The 17,006-nt window shown below is 72.8% G+C and carries 15 protein-coding genes; 8 read left to right on the top strand and 7 right to left on the bottom strand.

Annotation, left to right across the window (positions count from 1 at the left end):
* Positions 1-7 precede the first annotated feature (7 nt).
* From QRN56_RS05600 to QRN56_RS05585, 4 genes are read right to left on the bottom strand one after another with little or no spacing between them, the layout of a single operon-like run.
* Complete coding sequence (locus tag QRN56_RS05600; protein WP_285101800.1) at positions 8-826, bottom strand: ABC transporter permease; 819 nt, start codon at positions 824-826, stop codon at positions 8-10.
* A complete protein-coding gene (locus tag QRN56_RS05595; protein WP_285101799.1) occupies positions 823-1,701 on the bottom strand; it encodes an ABC transporter ATP-binding protein in 879 nt (292 codons plus the stop codon). The genes QRN56_RS05600 and QRN56_RS05595 overlap by 4 nt, the downstream gene beginning before the upstream one ends.
* Positions 1,698-2,000, bottom strand: a complete 303-nt coding sequence (locus QRN56_RS05590; RefSeq protein ID WP_285101798.1) for a transcriptional regulator — start codon at positions 1,998-2,000, stop codon at positions 1,698-1,700. The genes QRN56_RS05595 and QRN56_RS05590 overlap by 4 nt, the downstream gene beginning before the upstream one ends.
* Positions 1,993-2,709, bottom strand: coding sequence for a hypothetical protein (locus QRN56_RS05585; RefSeq protein WP_285101797.1), 717 nt, complete (start codon positions 2,707-2,709; stop codon positions 1,993-1,995). Before QRN56_RS05585 ends, QRN56_RS05590 begins: the two co-directional genes overlap by 8 nt.
* A gap of 114 nt (positions 2,710-2,823) precedes the next feature.
* Between QRN56_RS05585 and QRN56_RS05580 the strand changes: the two genes are divergently transcribed.
* From QRN56_RS05580 to QRN56_RS05570, 3 genes are all read left to right on the top strand, one after another.
* Complete coding sequence (locus tag QRN56_RS05580; protein WP_285101796.1) at positions 2,824-4,326, top strand: S10 family peptidase; 1,503 nt, start codon at positions 2,824-2,826, stop codon at positions 4,324-4,326.
* A 53-nt stretch (positions 4,327-4,379) separates the two neighbouring features.
* The gene (locus QRN56_RS05575; protein ID WP_285101795.1) at positions 4,380-5,177 is read left to right on the top strand and encodes a CPBP family intramembrane glutamic endopeptidase; all 798 of its coding nucleotides are present in this window, start codon (positions 4,380-4,382) and stop codon (positions 5,175-5,177) included.
* 106 nt (positions 5,178-5,283) lie between these two features.
* Positions 5,284-7,848 (top strand): lysylphosphatidylglycerol synthase transmembrane domain-containing protein, encoded by a 2,565-nt coding sequence (locus QRN56_RS05570; RefSeq protein WP_285101794.1) that lies wholly within the window; start codon positions 5,284-5,286, stop codon positions 7,846-7,848.
* Between the two features lie 69 nt (positions 7,849-7,917).
* Here QRN56_RS05570 and QRN56_RS05565 read toward each other — a convergent pair whose 3' ends face one another.
* On the bottom strand, positions 7,918-8,199 hold the full coding sequence (locus QRN56_RS05565; RefSeq protein WP_020015632.1) for an HU family DNA-binding protein: 282 nt from the start codon (positions 8,197-8,199) through the stop codon (positions 7,918-7,920).
* A gap of 274 nt (positions 8,200-8,473) precedes the next feature.
* Here QRN56_RS05565 and QRN56_RS05560 point away from each other — a divergent pair, with 274 nt between their 5' ends.
* Complete coding sequence (locus QRN56_RS05560) at positions 8,474-9,823, top strand: MFS transporter (RefSeq protein ID WP_285101793.1); 1,350 nt, start codon at positions 8,474-8,476, stop codon at positions 9,821-9,823.
* 17 nt (positions 9,824-9,840) lie between these two features.
* On the opposite strand, the gene QRN56_RS05555 is transcribed toward QRN56_RS05560, so the two are convergent.
* Complete coding sequence (locus tag QRN56_RS05555) at positions 9,841-10,578, bottom strand: copper resistance CopC family protein (protein ID WP_285101792.1); 738 nt, start codon at positions 10,576-10,578, stop codon at positions 9,841-9,843.
* Positions 10,579-10,646: 68 nt separating this feature from the next.
* The gene (locus QRN56_RS05550) at positions 10,647-12,719 is read right to left on the bottom strand and encodes an NAD(+) synthase (RefSeq protein WP_285101791.1); all 2,073 of its coding nucleotides are present in this window, start codon (positions 12,717-12,719) and stop codon (positions 10,647-10,649) included.
* Positions 12,720-12,949: 230 nt separating this feature from the next.
* Here QRN56_RS05550 and QRN56_RS05545 point away from each other — a divergent pair, with 230 nt between their 5' ends.
* The 4 genes from QRN56_RS05545 (at position 12,950) to QRN56_RS05530 (ending at position 16,931) form a co-directional block, all read left to right on the top strand.
* Positions 12,950-13,246, top strand: coding sequence for a DUF4287 domain-containing protein (locus QRN56_RS05545; protein WP_285101790.1), 297 nt, complete (start codon positions 12,950-12,952; stop codon positions 13,244-13,246).
* Between the two features lie 77 nt (positions 13,247-13,323).
* The gene (locus QRN56_RS05540) at positions 13,324-14,559 is read left to right on the top strand and encodes an amidohydrolase (protein ID WP_285101789.1); all 1,236 of its coding nucleotides are present in this window, start codon (positions 13,324-13,326) and stop codon (positions 14,557-14,559) included.
* A gap of 189 nt (positions 14,560-14,748) precedes the next feature.
* Positions 14,749-16,260, top strand: a complete 1,512-nt coding sequence (locus tag QRN56_RS05535) for a sensor histidine kinase (protein WP_285101788.1) — start codon at positions 14,749-14,751, stop codon at positions 16,258-16,260.
* On the top strand, positions 16,257-16,931 hold the full coding sequence (locus QRN56_RS05530) for a response regulator (RefSeq protein WP_285101787.1): 675 nt from the start codon (positions 16,257-16,259) through the stop codon (positions 16,929-16,931). The genes QRN56_RS05535 and QRN56_RS05530 overlap by 4 nt, the downstream gene beginning before the upstream one ends.
* Positions 16,932-17,006 lie beyond the last annotated feature (75 nt).

The raw sequence follows: 17,006 nt of genomic DNA, 5'->3' as shown, positions 1-17,006 counted from the left end.
TCCCGGGTCAGCGGAAGCGGCGGCCCTCGTCGCTCCGGTAGGACAGCACGGCCAGCACCGCGAACAGCAGGGTCCACCCGGCCAGGACCGGGAGCGCCAGCGCGTAGGCGTCCAGACCCGTGGTCGCCTGGACCAGCAGGTCACGGCCGGCCCGGGTGGGCGTGGCCTTCGAGATGGCGTCCAGCCAGGCGGGGAACATCTGGGGCGGCAGGAACAGGCCGCCCGCGAAGGCGAGCGGGAACAGGATGACCTGCACCACCGGCAGCGCGGCCTTGGCCGACAGCTTGTAGCCGATGGCCATGCCGAGCAGCACGAACGGCACGGAGACCGCGAGGATGGTGCCGACGCCCGCGAGGAGCTGGCCGGCGGTCAGGGTGGCAGCGGTGAACAGCCAGCCGATGAGGATCAGCGGCAGCAGGCCGAACAGCGAGAAGATGCCGCCGTTCAGCACGCGCGCCACCATCTGCGGCCCGGGTCCGGCGGGCAGCGACCGCAGGAACGGGTAGAAGGGCAGCTGCCGGTCCTCGGCCACGCCCAGGCCGTAGGTGAAGAGGCTGGCGGAGCAGACGGCGAACAGGCCGAGGCCCGCGACCGCGACCGTGGCGTAGAGGGGGTTGCCCGCCACCGACTCCTGCGGCACCACGAAGAAGAACATCGACAGCGACGGGAACAGCACGTTCCCGAGCACCGCGATGGGGATCCGGACGGTCTCCAGGAACTGGTACTTCAGGTGCAGCCAGGACAGCACCCAGATCGACTGGGTCTGCCCGGCGGGGGCGTCGGGGCCCGGGGCCCCGGCTCCGGTCGTGCTCGTGGTGGCGCTCATCGCACCGCTCCTTCGTTCGTGGCGTCGACGTTCGTGGCGTCGACCTCGTTCGTGCCGTCGACGAGCTGGCCGAACGCCTCCTCCAGGGAGGCGCCCCGGATCTCCAGGTCCCGGAACTCCGTGCCGGTGTGCACCAGGTCGCGCACGAACTCGTCGGAGTCCGCCACGAGGTGCTCCTGGCGCGTGCCCGCGGCGTCCGTGAACTGCACGCGGCGCGCGCCCACCCGGCCGAGGATCGTCTCGAGGGAGTCGTCGGCGAGCACGATCCCGCGGTCGATGACGACCACCCGCTCGGCGAGCGCCTGCACCTCCTCCAGGTAGTGCGACGTGAGCAGCACCGTGCCGCCGCCCGCGTGGTACTCCCGGATCGCGTCCCAGAGCGCACCGCGGCCGGACACGTCGAGCCCGGTGGTGGGCTCGTCGAGCAGCACGACGCGCGGCCTGCCGACCAGCGACAGCGCGACGGCCAGCCGCCGCTTCTGCCCGCCGGAGAGCGAGCCGGTCTGCCGCTTGCCCAGGTCCGCCAGCCCGAACTGCTCCAGCAGGTCGCCCGTGGGCACCGGGTCGGGGTAGTGGCCGCCCACGAAGTCGACCACCTCGCGCACCCGCAGCGTCGCGGGCAGGCCGGTCTCCTGCGGGGTCAGGCCCAGCACGGTCCGCGACCGGGCGTCCCGCGGGTCGTGGCCGTTCAGGCGCACCACCCCGGCGTCGGGCCGGCGCTGGCCGCTGACCAGCGACAGCAGCGTGGACTTGCCGGCGCCGTTGGGGCCGAGCAGACCGACGAGCTCGCCGTGCCCCACCTCCAGCGAGACGTCGTCGAGGGCGACGACGTCGCCGAAACGCCGGGTCACCCCGCTGACCTCTACCGCACTCATCGCTGTGCTCCCTTCAGAAGGTCCATCAGTGCCGCCTGGTAGTCCGCGAACGCGGTGCGGCCGGTGTCGGTGAGGGCGAGGTACGTCGCCGGAGTCCTGCCCTCGTGGGTCTTGGTGACCCGTACGTACCCGGCGTCCTCCAGCTTGCGCAGGTGGGTCGACAGGTTGCCCGCGGTCATGTCGAGCAGCTTGCGCAGCTTGGGGAAGGAGACCTCGTCGCCACGGCCCAGGGCCGCGAGCGAGGCAACGACGCGCAGGCGCGCCGGGGCGTGGATGACCGGGTCGAGGTCCTCAGGCACGCTGCCCACCACTCTCCGCCCTGCCGGGTGACCCGGCCGATCGGCGCCGGGTGCGGAACACCTGCTCCACCACGGCCATGGCCAGGAAGCCGCCGCCGCCCGCCACGGCCATCACCAGGTAGGTGTTCGGCATCCCCGCGAAGGCCGCGAGCACCGCGGCGACCAGCATCCAGCCGCCGACGGCGGCCATGCGGATCTCCTCGAAGAGCAGCCCGCCCGCGATGTACATGAGGCCGACGACCACGCACGCGAAGCCGTTCGCGGCGATGGCCATGACCTGCGGCGACGCCCCCGCTGCGCCCATCGCGCCCAGCATGACGCCGAGGGCCGTGAACGCGAGGAACCAGGTCCAGCCGTACATCGCGCCGATCCGGGCGCTGTCGCCGCGCAGGCCGGCGGTCCGGGTCACGCTGTGCACGATCGTGAAGGTCGTGGCGCCGACGATGCAGCCCGCGAGCACCCAGCCGGCCCACGGCTCCGGCGCGCCCGTCTCGCGCGCCGTCGTCCACATGGCCAGGTACCCGATCAGCCACGCCAGGCCCCACGCGCCGAACAGCAGACGGCCGTCGGGTTCGGTGGCGTCGCGCGCCGCCTCCTGCTGCTGCCGGATCAGGCGCAGCGTCTCGGCGGGGTCGAGGCCCGCGCCGCCGTCCGCCGGACGCCCCGGTTCCGCGGAGGTGCCCGACGTCGGGTCCGTAGCCATGGTCATCGCCTCGCCTCTCAAACTGGTTTGTACTGCAAACCAGTTTGCCGGATCACGCCGGTGGTGCGCAAGCACTTTTTGCCTGCCCGGTGCGCAGGGCCGCGCGATAGGTTCTCCCGGGTGACCGACGAGAAGCGCACCAGCACCGAACGGCCCGAGGCGACCAAGGCGGCGTCGGAGGGGAGCCCGGCGAAGAAGCCGGAGCCCGCCGACGACCTCGTCACCACGCGCCACACCCTGCACACCCCGGAGGGCGACGTGGCGTACTCCGCCACGACGGGCCGGGTCGTGCTGCGGCAGGAGGCGGTCAAGGAGGACAAGTACGACGGCCGCAAGCCCAAGGCCGAGGTCTCGATCACGTACTACACGCTGGACGACGCCGACGTGACGCAGCGCCCGGTGACGTTCGCGTTCAACGGCGGCCCCGGCTCGTCCTCGGTGTGGCTGCACCTGGGCGTGCTCGGCCCGCGCCGGGTCGACTCGGGCGACGTCGGCAACCTGACCGCGCCGCCCTACGGGCTCGTGGACAACACCGAGACCCTGCTGCGCGTCTCCGACCTGGTGTTCATCGACCCCGTCTCCACGGGCTTCTCGCGGGCCACCGAGGGCGAGCAGGCCAAGCCGTTCCACGGCTTCACGGGCGACCTGGAGTCCGTCGGCGAGATCATCCGCCTGTGGACGAGCCGGAACGACCGGTGGATGAGCCCCAAGTTCCTCATCGGCGAGTCCTACGGCGGCACGCGCGGCGCGGCGCTGGCCGAGTACCTGCAGCAGCGGTTCGGCATGTTCCTGAACGGCGTCATGCTGGTGGCCCCCGCGCTCAACATGGAGGCGCTGTTCGACGGCGAGCACTCCAACCTGCCGCACCCGTTGTTCCTTCCGGTCTACGCGGCGACGGCGCACTACCACGGCCTGCTCGGCGACCGGGCGCTCGACGACGTCGTGGCCGAGGCCCGGGACTGGGCCGAGACCTACGCCTCCGTGCTGGCCCGCGGGGCGCGTGTGCCCGACGACGAGCGCGCGGCCGCCGTCGCGAAGATCGCCTCCCTGACCGGGCTGAGCGAGGACTACGTGGACCGCGCCAACCTGCGCCTGGAGCACACCCGGGTCTACGCGGAGCTCCTGCGGACGCGCCGCCTCGTGACCGGCCGCCTCGACACCCGGTTCACCGGCCCGGCGGACCACTACATCCACGAGCAGATGCCGTACGACCCGTTCCTGACCGCGACCTCGGGCCCGTACACGGCGGCGCTGCACCACTACCTGCGCGGCGAGCTCGGGTACGAGCACGACGCGATCTACGAGGTGCTGTCCCGGCAGGTCCACCCGTGGTCCTACAAGGAGTTCGAGGGCAAGGCCGTCGACGTCGCCGACAAGCTCGCGAACGCGATGATCCTCAACCCGCACCTCCAGGTGCACATCGCCATGGGGCGGTACGACGGCGGTGTGCCGGTCGAGGCCATCGAGTACAGCCTGGACCAGATGGCCGTCCCGGCGTCGTACCGCGAGCGCATCGAGACCCGGGTCTACCCGGCCGGCCACATGATGTACATCCACCCCGAGTCGCGGGTCGCGCAGTCGGCGGACCTCGCGGACTTCGTCCGGCGGGCCTCGAACCGCTGATCCCCCGCGTGGCCGGCGGACGCACCGCCGGCCACGCGAGGTAGGTTCCGGACGTGACCACGACCGAGCAGACCGTCTCCCGCCGCCGCATCACCGCCGAGGTGTGGATAGTGCTCGGCCTCAGCCTGGGCCAGTCCGGGGTGTACGCCCTCGTCAACATCGTGGCCCGGCTCACCGCGGGGACGCCGCTCGCCGAGCAGACCGCCACGCTCAACGCGAGCCAGTCGGAACGCCCCTACCTCGACCTCGTCTACCAGCTCCTGAGCATCGGGTTCGCCCTGGTGCCGGTGGCCCTGGCGCTGTACCTGCTCAGCGCGAACGGCCGCAGCGCGACGCGCAGCCTCGGCCTGGACGGCACGCGCCCGGCCCGCGACGTGGGGTGGGGCTTCGCCCTGGCCGCCGCCATCGGCATCCCGGGCCTCGCGTTCTACGCCCTCGGGCGGGCGGTCGGCATCACCGTGGAGGTGCAGGCCAGCGCCCTGGACGCGTACTGGTGGACCGTCCCGGTGCTGGTGCTCAGCGCGTTCCAGAACGGCCTCCTCGAAGAGGTCATCGCCGTCGGCTACCTGTACGAGCGCACACGGGACCTCGGGTGGAACCGGGTCAGGTTCATCGTCGCGAGCTCACTGCTGCGCGGTTCGTACCACCTGTACCAGGGCATCGGGCCGTTCATCGGGAACGTCGTGATGGGCGTCGTGTTCTCGTGGTTCTACACCTCGCCCAGGTTCCAGCCCGGCGGCCGGCACCGGATCGTGCCGCTCGTCGTGGCGCACACGCTGCTCGACATCGTGGCGTTCGTGGGCTACGCCCTCGTACCGGCCGAGTGGCGCGAGGCCCTCGGGATCCGGTGAGGATACCTGGACGTACGCCGGGGACGCCGTCGACCTGACCCGGAAATTCCGGGCGTCACACCTGCTTCCCGGTCAAGCGAGCCTCAACGGCTCTAGAATCGCGAGCATGTCCAACTCGCGCACCGGCCGGGCTGACGCCGGTGCCGAGGTGTCCGACGTACCGGAGGCGGTGCCCTTCGAGAGCGGCCTCGTCCGTGTCGTCGACACCCCGGAGGAGCGTGTGCGGCACCCCCGCGCGCTCGTCTGGATGATCGCGTGCGCCCTCGGCACCGCGGGCGTCATGTTCCTGTCCGTCGTGGCGCACGGCACCACCGCGGGCGTCACGGAGGACGTCCGGAGCTTCAACGATCTGCTGGCCACGATCCTGTTCGTGCCCGTCGCCGTGCTGCAGGGCCTGGTCATCCTGTTCGCCCCCGTGGCCGTGATGATCGAGCTGGGCGTCCGCCGGCTGGGCCGGCAGATCGTCGAGTCCATCGTGGCCGGCGTGCTGGGGCTGCTGATCGGCGTGCTCACCACCGTCCTGGTGCGCCACCTGGGCTCGGACGAGCTGGTGCGGGGCATGTCGGTCTGGGAGCGGGGCACGGGCTACGTGCTGACCATCCCGGAGTTCGCGGTCGCGCTGACGGCGATGCTCACCGTCGCCGGGCCCGCGACGCGGCGGCGCACCGTGCGCATCTCGTGGAACCTGATGTTCCTCGCCCTGCTCATCGTGCTGATCACGGGGCAGGTCTCGCTGCCGGGCACCCTCGTCGCGCTGCTGCTGGGCCGGCTGGCGGGCTCCACGGTCCAGTACGTGTCGGGCATCCGCAGCGAGCGCGCCTACGGCCCCGACCTGGTCGCCGCCGTGCGCCGCGCCGGGTTCGCGCCGACGTCGCTGGCCCGCGTGCACGCCGTGTCCGAGCGCGCCCCCGGTCACGACGCGGCGCAGCACGCCGGGCACGCCGTCGCGTCCGCCCTCGCCGTCGAGCACGGCCCGCCGGACGACCCGGCCGCACTGGCGCTGGGCCGGGCCGGCGACAACCGGGTGTACGCCCTCTACAGCGACGACGGCGTACGCCGCGACGTGGTGGTGCTCGACGGCGACCGCCAGGTGGTCGGCCTCATCACACGGCTGTGGCGGGCCCTGCGCCTGCGCGGCATCGAGGGCCGCGCCGCGATCTCGCTCAAGGCGGTGGCCGAGCGCACGGCCCTGCTGTCGTACGCGGCGAGCGCCGCCGGCGTCCGCACCCCCCGGCTCCTCGGGATCGGCGAGTACGGCGACTCGATCGCGCTCGTCCTGGAGCACGCCTCGGACGCCGTCTCGTTCCGCGACGTACCCGACGACGGGCTGCACGAGGACGTGCTCGCCGAGGCCTGGGACCAGCTCGGCCGTGCGCACGCCGTGGGCCTCACGCACCGCGCGCTCACCCAGGACGTGCTGCTCACGCACCGCGACGCCGACGGCCGGGCGCACGTGTGGATCACCGGCTGGGAGCAGGGCGACATCGCGTCGTCACCCCTGTCCCGGCGCCTCGACCTGGTGCAGATGCTCGCGCTCATCGGGCTGCGCGTGGGCCCGCGGCGCGCCGTCGCCTCCGCGGTGCGCGCCCTGCCCGACGCCGACATCGCCGCCATCGGGCCCCTGATCCAGACGATCGCGCTGCCCCGGACCACCCGCGAAGAGGTGCGCAAGGCAAAGGGGCTCATGGGCGAGCTCCGGAACGCGCTGGTGGAGCGCCTGCCCGAGGCCAGCGTGCAGCCGCAGCGCATCTCCCGCTTCAGCGCGCGCACCGTGCTGACCACGACCGTGGCGATCGTCGCCGTGGCCGTGATCGTCACGACCATCAACTTCGACGAGATCGCCACGGCCGTGCGCGAGGCCAACCCGTGGTGGGTGGCGGTCGCGTTCGTGCTCGCCCTCGTCACCTGGTTCGGCGCGGGCCTCACGCTCGTCGCGTTCTCCCCGGCGCGCGTGCCGATCGGGCGCGCCACGCTCACGGCCGCCGCCGGCTCGTTCGTGGCGCTGGCCGCCCCCGCGGGGATCGGACCGGCCGCGCTGAACCTGCGGCTCCTGACCCAGCGCGGCGTCTCGATGTCCATGGCCGTCGCCACCGTGGCGCTCGTGCAGGTGTCGCAGTTCGTGGTCACGGTGCTGCTGCTCGTGGCGCTGTCGGTCTTCACGGGCTCGGGGGCACTCGTGGAGCTGCCGTCGCCGGCCGTGCTGATCACGCTGGCGGGCGTGGCCCTCGCCGTCGTCGCGACGCTGCTGGTGCCGCCGGTGCGGCGGTGGGGCATGGGCTTCATCGGACCGAGGCTGCGCCAGGTGTGGCCGCGGCTGGCGCAGATGCTGAGCCACCCGGGCCGGCTGGCGCTGGGCGTGGCCGGGAACCTGATCATGACGCTCGGCTACATCGTGGCCCTGTGGTGCTGCCTCGCGGCGTTCGGGGAGTCGCTCTCGCTGGTCGACATCGCCCTCGTCAACCTGGTCGGCAACGCGCTGGGTGCGCTCATCCCCACGCCCGGCGGCCTGGGCGGCGTGGAGGGCGCCCTGACGGCCGGTCTGTCGGCCGCGGGGGTGCCGGCCACCATCGCGTTCTCCGCGACGATCCTGTACCGCCTGTGCACCTACTGGGGCCGGATCCCGATCGGCTGGGTCGCGATGCGGTACCTGGAGCGCAAGGGCGACCTCTGAGACGTGCGAAGGCCCGGCCCCCAGGGGGAGCCGGGCCTTCGCGTCGCTGAAGAGCTCAGCGGCGAAGCGTCACTTGGCGACAGCCTTCTTCAGCAGCGAGCCGGCGCTGATCTTGACACCGAAGTTCGCCGGGATCGAGATCTCCTCGCCGGTGCGCGGGTTGCGACCCGTGCGGGCGGCACGCTCGACGCGCTCGGCCGAGAGGAAGCCCGTCACCTTGACGGCCTCGCCCTTGGCGAGCGACTCGATCAGCACCTCCTGGAAGGCGTTGAGCGCGGCCTCGGCCTCGGTCTTGTTGATCTCGGCCTTGCTGGCGATGGCCGAGACGAGCTCGGACTTGTTGAGCGACATGCGTTTCCCTTCTTCGGTCACGTCGTGCGGCGGTACCCGCCCGACGACGAGGCCCCATACTGCCAGCAGATCGGCAGGAATTCGCGGAGAACAGGCCCTTCCACGGCGAGTCGTGCGTAACTTTCTGCTCACAGAGGACGCGAACCTGTGTACGAACCTGTGGACGACGACGGCGTAGCGGCTCCCGGGACCGTGTCAGCCCGCACTATCCGATGACTTCCGCAACCCAGAGCGGTCTACCGTTCCGGTACTGCCGGGCCAATGAGAGGAAATCGTGGAGAATCCGCCGCACGCCCGCCGAAACCTCGTCGTCCTGGTGTTCAGCAACCTCCTGGCGGGTGTCGGGGTCGCGTCCGGCGCCGCCGTCGGCGCCCTGCTCGCGGAGAGCCTGGGCGGCACCTCCGTGGCGGGCCTCGCACAGGCCGTCAGCGTGCTCGCCGCGGCGGTCGCCTCGATCCCGCTCGCAACGCTCGCCCAGCTCCGCGGACGGCGGTGGGCCCTCTCGCTCGGGTACGCCCTGTCCACGGCCGGCGCGCTGCTCATCGTGACGGCGGCCGTGCTGGGCCAGCTCGTGCTGCTCCTGGTCGGCCTGATGCTCTACGGCGTCGCGAACGCGACCAACCTCCAGTCCCGCTACGCCGCCGCCGACAACGTCGGGTCCGGCACGCGTGCCCGCACCATGTCGGTCGTCCTGTGGGCCACGACCGTCGGCTCCGTGGTCGGGCCCAACCTCGCGGCGCCCGGCGCCGTGGTCGGCAGCGGGTTCGGCATACCCGACCTCGGCGGGCCCTACCTGTTCTCCGTCGTCGCGTACCTGCTCGCCGGGCTGCTGCTGCTGAGCCTGTACCGGGATCCGGCGGGCGGCGTGGCGGGGCGGGTGGTGCCCGCGGGCGCCGTCGGGCAGGGGCACGGGGACAAGCGAGCCGAACCGCGACGGACCGGGGCCCTCGCGGCGCTGCGGTGGGCATGGGCCCGTCCGCGGGCCCGGTTCGCCGTGGTGACCACGGCCGTGGCGCACGGCGTGATGATCATGGTGATGGTGATGACGCCGGTGCACATGCAGCACGGCGGGATGTCGCTCCAGCTCGTCGGCATCGTCATCAGCCTGCACGTGCTGGGGATGTTCGCGTTCAGCCCCGTGTTCGGATGGCTGACCGACCGATTCGGCCCGATCCGCGTCGCCGTCGGCGGCATCGGGCTGCAGGCGGCCGCCGTGGCCCTCGGGTTCACGGCCGCGGCCCTGGCCTCGGCCGCGGTGCCCGACGCCGGCGAGCACGCCGGGCACGGGGGTGCGGCGCCGGGCCTCGACGCCGAGGTGCTCACGGCGGTCGCCCTGGTGCTGCTCGGGCTCGGCTGGTCGGCGTGCCTCATCGCCTCGTCGGCGGTGCTGGCGTCCGTCGCGGAGCCGCACGTCAAGCTGCCCCTGCAGGGCGCGACCGACGCGCTGATGAACTACTTCGGCGCCGCCTCCGCCGCGCTCGCCGGGCCGCTGCTCGCCTGGGGCGGGTTCGAGGCGGTGAACACGGCGGGCGCCGTCCTGCTGACGCCCGCCGTGGTGACGGTGATCCTGGCGGTCCGCTCGTCCCGCCCCGTGTCGGACGCTCAGGTCACCCGGGCGACCTGAGCGTCGGACAGGTTCGGTCAGCCCTTGGTGTCGGGGTTCTCGTTGGGCTTCTCGGCGTCCGGGTCCTCGGACCCGGGCTCACCCGACTGGCGCAGCCGGTCGTTCTCGAGGATCTTGCGGCGCATCATCACCACGACGCCCAGCACGACCAGCACCGCGGCGAGGATGCCACCGGCAACGGCGAGCCCGCTGGGGCCCGAGCCGTCCCCGGCCCCCGCGAGCTCCGTGGGCGTGCTCGCCTCGTCCGTCGCGCCCGTCGCCTCGTCGGCGGGCGCGGCCTCCTGCGTGGACATCTCGGGCTCGTCGCTCGCGGTCGCCGTGGGCTCCTCGGTCGGCTCCGGCTCGCCCTCGACCGCGTAGCTGAACTCGCCGTCGATCGGGTGGCCGTCAGAGGAGACCACGTGCCACGCCACGTCGTACTCGCCCGGGGGCAGGTCCGCGGGGAGCTGCGCGGTCACGACCTCGTCGTCGACCGTGATGTCACCGCCCTTGGTGGTGGTGCCGTCGGGGCCGACCAGCGCCACCTCGATGCCCGTGTCGAGCGGGGCCGTGCTGAACGTGAGCGCGATGCTCGTCGGCTGCTCGTCGAGCGTGGCGCCGTCCTTCGGGTCGGAGGACAGGAGCTGGTCGTGGGCGCTCGCCGGGCCGGCTACCAGCAGCAGCGCGACAAAGGTCAGGACCGCTGCGAACACGGTGATCAGGCGGACGAGGCGACGGCCGTCGGGCCGGGCCAGGGCAACGGGGACAGCAGGCATGACGGAACCCTACTCCTCGTGGAACACGCGGAACCGGGCCTGTGTCAGGCCTCACGACCGGGCGCGGATCAGGCTTCCGGGACGTTCTTCGCGAGTTCCGCGAGCCACGCCGCCGACGACGCGTCCGACGGCATGCGCCAGTCACCGCGCGGCGACATCGTGCCGCCCGGCGAGACCTTCGGGCCGTTCGGCAGCGCCGACCGCTTGAACTGCGAGGCGAAGAACCGGCGCACGAACACCTCGAGCCAGCCCCGGATCGTCGCCAGGTCGTAGGCGGTGCGCCGCTGGTCGGGGAAGCCGGGCGGCCACTCGCCGTCGTCCGCCGCGTGCCACGCGTGCCAGGCCAGGAACGCGATCTTGGAGGGGCGGTAGCCGCGCCGCAGCACGTGGAAGAGCGTGAAGTCCTGGAGGGCGTACGGTCCGATCGTCGCCTCGGTGGACTGCGGCGCCTCGCCCTCCTCGGTGGGGATCAGCTCGGGCGTGATCTCCTGCTGGACGATCTCCGTGAGGACCACGTTGACCGGGCTGGTCGCCTCCGCCGCGAACTGGCCGCTGTCGATCGTCCAGCGGATGAGGTGCTGGATGAGCGTCTTGGGCACGCCCGCGTTGACCGCGTAGTGCGACATCTGGTCGCCCACGCCGTAGGTGCACCAGCCGAGGGCCAGCTCGGACAGGTCGCCCGTGCCGACCACGATCCCGCCGCGGTGGTTCGCGAGCCGGAAGAGGTAGTCGTAGCGCAGCCCGGCCTGGACGTTCTCGAACGTGACGTCGTACTGCTTGGTGCCGTCGGAGTACGGGTGGTCGAGGTCGCGCAGCATCTGCTCGGCGGCGGGCCGGATGTCGAGCTCCTGGAACGTCACGCCCAGCGCCTCGGCGAGCCGGACCGCGCGGTCCTTGGTCTCCGACGTCGTCGCGAAGCCCGGCATGGTGAACGCGTGGATGTCGGTGCGCGGCCGGCCCAGCCGGTCCATGGCCTTGGCCGCGACGATCAGGGCGTGCGTCGAGTCGAGCCCGCCACTGATGCCGATGACCACCTTGGGCTGCCCGATGGCGCGCAGGCGCTGCTCCAGCCCGGTGACCTGGATGTTGTACGCCTCGTAGCAGTCCAGGGCGAGTCGCTCGGCGTCGTCCGGCACGAAGGGGAAGCGGTCCACCTTGCGGCGCAGGCCGATGTCGCCCTGCGGCGGGTGCACGCTGAAGGCGACCTCGCGGAAGTCGCCGCCGTCGCCCGCCGAACCCGGCGTGGCCATCCCCAGCCCGCGCCGGTTGTCGTCGAAGGTGCCCTGCCGGAGCCGCTCCTGCCGCAGGCGGTCGAGGTCGACGTCGACCACGGTGGCGCGCGGGCCGTCCGGGAACCGCTCGGTCTCGCCGAGCAGGTCGCCCGCCTCGTAGACCATGGTCTGGCCGTCCCAGGACAGGTCGGTGCTGGACTCGCCCTGGCCCGCCGCCGTGTAGACGTAGGCGGCGTTGCAGCGGTAGCTCGCGCTGCGCACGATCAGCCGGCGGTCCTCTGCCCGGGCCACGGTGATCGGGCTGGCGGACAGGTTGAGCAGCACGTTCGCGCCCGCGAGCGCCGCGAGCGCGCTGGGCGGCACGGGCACCCACATGTCCTCGCAGACCTCGACGTGGATCGCGAGCCCGGGCACGTCGTCGGCCCGGAAGATGAGGTCGGAGCCGAGCGGGACTTCCTCGCCGAGCAGGGTCAGCGCGCCGCGGTGCTCGTCGCCGGAGGCGAACTGCCGCTTCTCGTAGAACTCGCGGTAGTTGGGCAGGTAGGACTTGGGTGCGACGCCGAGGATCCGCCCGCGGTGCACGACGACGGCGGTGTTCAGCAGGCGGCTGCCGACCAGGAGCGGCGCCCCGACCACGAGCATCGTCATGAGGTCGACGCTCGCCTCCTTGATGTCGGCGAGGGCGTCCAGGACCGACTCCAGGAGGGTGTCCTGCATGAGCAGGTCGTCGATGGCATAGCCGCTCAGGCACAGCTCGGGGAACACCGCGACGGCCACGCCGTCGTCGTGCAGCCGCCGCGCCTGGTCGAGCACGACGGCGGCGTTCGCCGCGGGGTCGGCGACGGCGACGGGGATGGTGCAGGCCGCGACCCGGGCGAACCCGTGGGCGTACGCGTTGTAGAAGTCCACGACGTCGAGTCTATGGATCCGCGCTGGGGGTCGGCCCGGTCTCGGGAGAGGCGTGTACGGGACGGCGGGGTTACGGAGAGGTAGCACTGCTCCCTCTCCGTAACCCCGCCGGCCTGCACGCCTTTGCTCGCACCCGTTTCCCGTCGACCGATGAGTTCCGGGAAGCGGGGACGTCTGTGCTGGTAGCAGGCGGTGCCGACGGCCCCGTCGACCGTACGAGAGGACCACCGATGTCATTTCAGGCCTACCTCGACGCCGTCGAGGACAAGACCGGGCACACCCCGCGCGAGCTCATCAAGCTCGCGCAGGAGCGCGGGTTCGACGCCTCCACCAAGGCCGGCCCGATCCTGGAGTGGCTCAAGGAGGACTACGGCCTGGGCCGGGGCCACGGCATGGCGATGGTCCACGTGATCACCAAGGGCCCGCAGATCAGCGCCAAGCACGTCGGCACGTCGGGCACGCACAGCGACGCGTCGGACACGTTGTGGCTCGACGGGAAGGCGACCAACCCGGCGGCGTCGGGCTGACGTGGTGAGCGCGGCCGGCCAAGCTTCGCCTCGGCCGAGGTTCCGGACACCTCGTTACCTTGGGTAATGATGTACCCATGACAACCCGCTCCAGCATCGCCATCACCAACGCCTACGTGGTCCCCGTCGCCGCCGAGCCCATCGAGAACGGGACGGTCCTCATCCAGGACGGCGTGATCACCGCCGTCGGCACGGGCGTCACCGTGCCCGAGGGCACCGAGACCGTCGACGCGCAGGGCAGGTGGCTCCTGCCCGGCTTCGTCGAGGCACACGGCCACATCGGCATCCACGAGGAGGGCGAGGGCTGGGCCGGCAACGACACCAACGAGATGACGGACCCGAACGGGTCCGCGCTGCGGGCGATCGACGCCGTCCAGATCGACGAGGAGGGTTTCCGCGACGCCCTTGCCGGCGGCGTGACGACGGCGGTCATCAAGCCGGGCTCGGGCAACCCGATCGGCGGCCAAACCGTCGCGATCAAGACCTGGGGCGGCCGCACGATCGACGAGCAGGTGATCAGCGACTCGGTGTCCGTCAAGAGCGCCCTCGGCGAGAACCCCAAGCGCGTGTACGGGGACAAGAAGCAGCTCCCGTCGACCCGCCTGGGCGTCGCGAACGTGATCCGCAAGGCCTTCGTCGACGCGCAGAACTACGCCGCGAAGCGGGACGCCGCGGCGGAGGAGGGCAAGCCCTTCGAGCGCGACCTCGGCAAGGAGACCCTGGCCCGCGTGCTGGCCGGCGAGCTCGCCTGGGACCAGCACACGCACCGCGCCGACGACATCGCCACGGCGATCCGGCTGTCGGAGGAGTTCGGCTACCGCCTGGTCATCAACCACGGCACCGAGGGCCACCTGATCGCCGACGTCCTCGCCGAGAAGGACATCCCGGTCATCTACGGCCCGATGTTCGTCTCGCGGTCCAAGGTCGAGGTACGGCATCGGGCCAACCGCAACATCGCCGCGATGGCGGCCGCCGGCGTCCGCGTCGCGATCACCACCGACCACCCCGTCATCCCGATCAACTTCCTGGTGCACCAGGCGTCGTTCGCCGCGCGCGACGGGCTGCCCCGCGAGACCGCGCTGGCCGCCATCACCACCAACCCCGCGTCGTTCCTCGGGCTGGACACCCGCGTGGGGTCCATCGCCGAGGGGCTCGACGGCGACGTCGTGCTCTGGTCCGGCGACCCGCTCGACACCGACCAGCGCGCCGAGCGCGTCTTCATCACCGGCACCGAGGTCTACGCCTGGGACCCGGCCGCCGACGCCGGCCGCGGCGCCGGCCGGGTGGTGGAGCGCACGGCCCGCTTCGCCTGATCGGCAGAACGGGGATGGTCGGTAGAGCGTCAGGTGATCGGTAGCTCGGGCTGCCGATCACCTGACGTTCCACCGATCACACCGCGAGCGCCTGCCCAGCCCAGCCCCACCCCGGGCGGTACCAGGGGTGGACACGCGGCGGCACCGCGGTGCGACGCGGCGGACCCCTGCCCGGCGTAGCGTGCGAGCATGCTGGGCACCATCCGTCCGAACCACGCCGCTCTCGCGGACCCGCCCCTCACGGCGCCGTTCGACCGCCTCCGGCCGCGCGTGCTCGTGGGCGTCGCCGTCGCGGTCGCCTCCGTCCTGGGCTCGTTCGGTGCCTCGCGCGGCCAGGCGTGGGCCACGGACCTCGACCTCGCGGGCGTGCTCCTGCTGCTGGTGTCGCCGGTGGCGCTGGTGTTCCTGCTGCCCCGCCGCCCCGTGCTCGCGACGGTGCTGTCCGTCGCCGCCACGCTCGCGTACCTGCTGGCCGGGTACCCGTGGGGCCCCGGGTTCCTCGGCCCGGTCGCGGTGCTGGCCGGTGTCATGCTCAGCGGCGAGGTGCGCCGGGCCCGGCTGGTCGCGTGGTCCGGGGCCGCCCTGCTCGCCGGCGGCGTGGGGGTCGCCGCCACGCTGCTCGCCCCGCGCCTCGAACGGTTCCTCACCGAGAACCCGGTCGGGCCCGACCGCACCTGGGGCCCTCCGGGGTACCACGGCCCGGGCTGGGACGACGGGGACGGCTCGTGGTTCCTCACCACAGGCGCGCTCGTCGCGGGGGCGGCCTGGCTCACGGTCGTGCTGCTGATCGCGAGCGGCGCGCGCGACCGGATCGCACGCCGCACCGCCGCACGCGCGGCCGCCCTGGAGACCGCCGCCGAACGCGAGCGCACCGCCGTCGCCTCGGAACGCCTGCGCATCGCGCGCGAGCTGCATGACGTGCTCGCCCACTCCTTGTCCGCGATCAACGTCCAGGCCGGCGTGGGCCTGCACCTGATCGACAGGAACCCCGGCCAGGCGCGCGAGGCGCTGACCAACATCCGCGACACCAGCAAGGACGCGCTCGCCGAGGTGCGCACGGTCCTGGGAATCGTCCGCGAAGGGACGGCCCCGTCCACCTCGGGGGCACAGCCGCTCGCGGCCGACGGCGCCGGGACACCCGCCGCCGGTGAGCCGGCCGCCGCCCCGCCGACCGCCGGCCCCCAAACGGCAGGGGAACTGCAGTGGGACGACGCCGCGCCCCTCACCCCGACCTGGGACCTGACCGGTCTGCGCCGGCTGGCCGACCAGGCCCGCGCCGACGGCCTCGACGTCACCGTCGAGCTCACCGACGTGGACGACCTGCCCGACCACGTCGCCGGCGTCGTGCACCGGGTGGTCCAGGAGTCGCTGACCAACGTGCGCCGGCACGCGCCGTCGGCCCGCCGGGTCACGCTGCGCGTGACCAGGGGCGACGCCGTCGAGGTCACGGTGTCCGACGATGGTGCCGCCTCCCCGCGGCAGGGAGAGCAGGTGGTAGCCGGCTACGGGCTGCTCGGGATGCGCGAGCGCGTCGAGGGCGCGGGCGGCGCGCTGACCGCCGGCCCGCGCGCGGACGGACCCGGCTGGGAGGTGCGCGCCCGCCTCCCGGTCGCCCGGCGGACCGGGACACCGCCCGCGGGGATCACCCCGTCGAACGACGCCGCACCACCCGAGGCACCCGAGACCGGAGATACCGCATGATCGACGTCCTGCTCGCCGACGACCAGGCCCTGGTGCGCGGCGGGTTCCGCGCCCTGATCGACTCCGAGGACGACATGCGCGTCGTGGCACAGGCCGCGACCGGCGACGACGCCGTGGCGCTCACCCTGGAGCACCTGCCCCAGGTGGTGCTCATGGACATCCGCATGCCCGGCCTGGACGGGCTCGCGGCGACGCGGCGGATCATCGCGGAACCCCGCGCGGCGGGCGTGCACGTGGTGGTGGTGACGACGTTCGAGCTCGACGAGTACGTCACCGAGGCGATCCGCGCCGGGGCGTCCGGGTTCCTGGTCAAGGACACCGAGCCCGCGGAGCTGGTCCGCGCGGTGCGGGTGGCGGCGTCAGGCAACGCGCTCCTGTCACCCACGGTGACGCGGCGCCTGCTGGCCAAGGTCGCCGACGCGACCCGGACCGTGCGGCCGGTGCCCGCGCTCGCCGACCTCACCCCCCGGGAGCGCGAGGTGCTCGTCGAGGTGGCGGGCGGCCTCGCGAACGACGAGATCGCGGGCCGGCTGTACCTGTCGGAGTCGACGGTCAAGACGCACGTCTCCCGGGTGCTCATGAAGACCGGTTCGCGCGACCGCGCGCAGCTCGTGGTGCTGGCGTACGAGGCGGGCCTCGTACGCCCGGGCTGGGCGGCACCAGAGGGGTAGCACGGCAGGTACACCGGGCTGACGCCCCCGGCGGCGGACGGCGGCAGCCTGGTGGTGTGGCCGGAACGACCGGCC

The organism is Promicromonospora sp. MEB111 (assembly GCF_030209445.1).
Taxonomy (GTDB): domain Bacteria; phylum Actinomycetota; class Actinomycetes; order Actinomycetales; family Cellulomonadaceae; genus Promicromonospora.
This window is presented reverse-complemented; position numbering and strand designations above follow the sequence as displayed.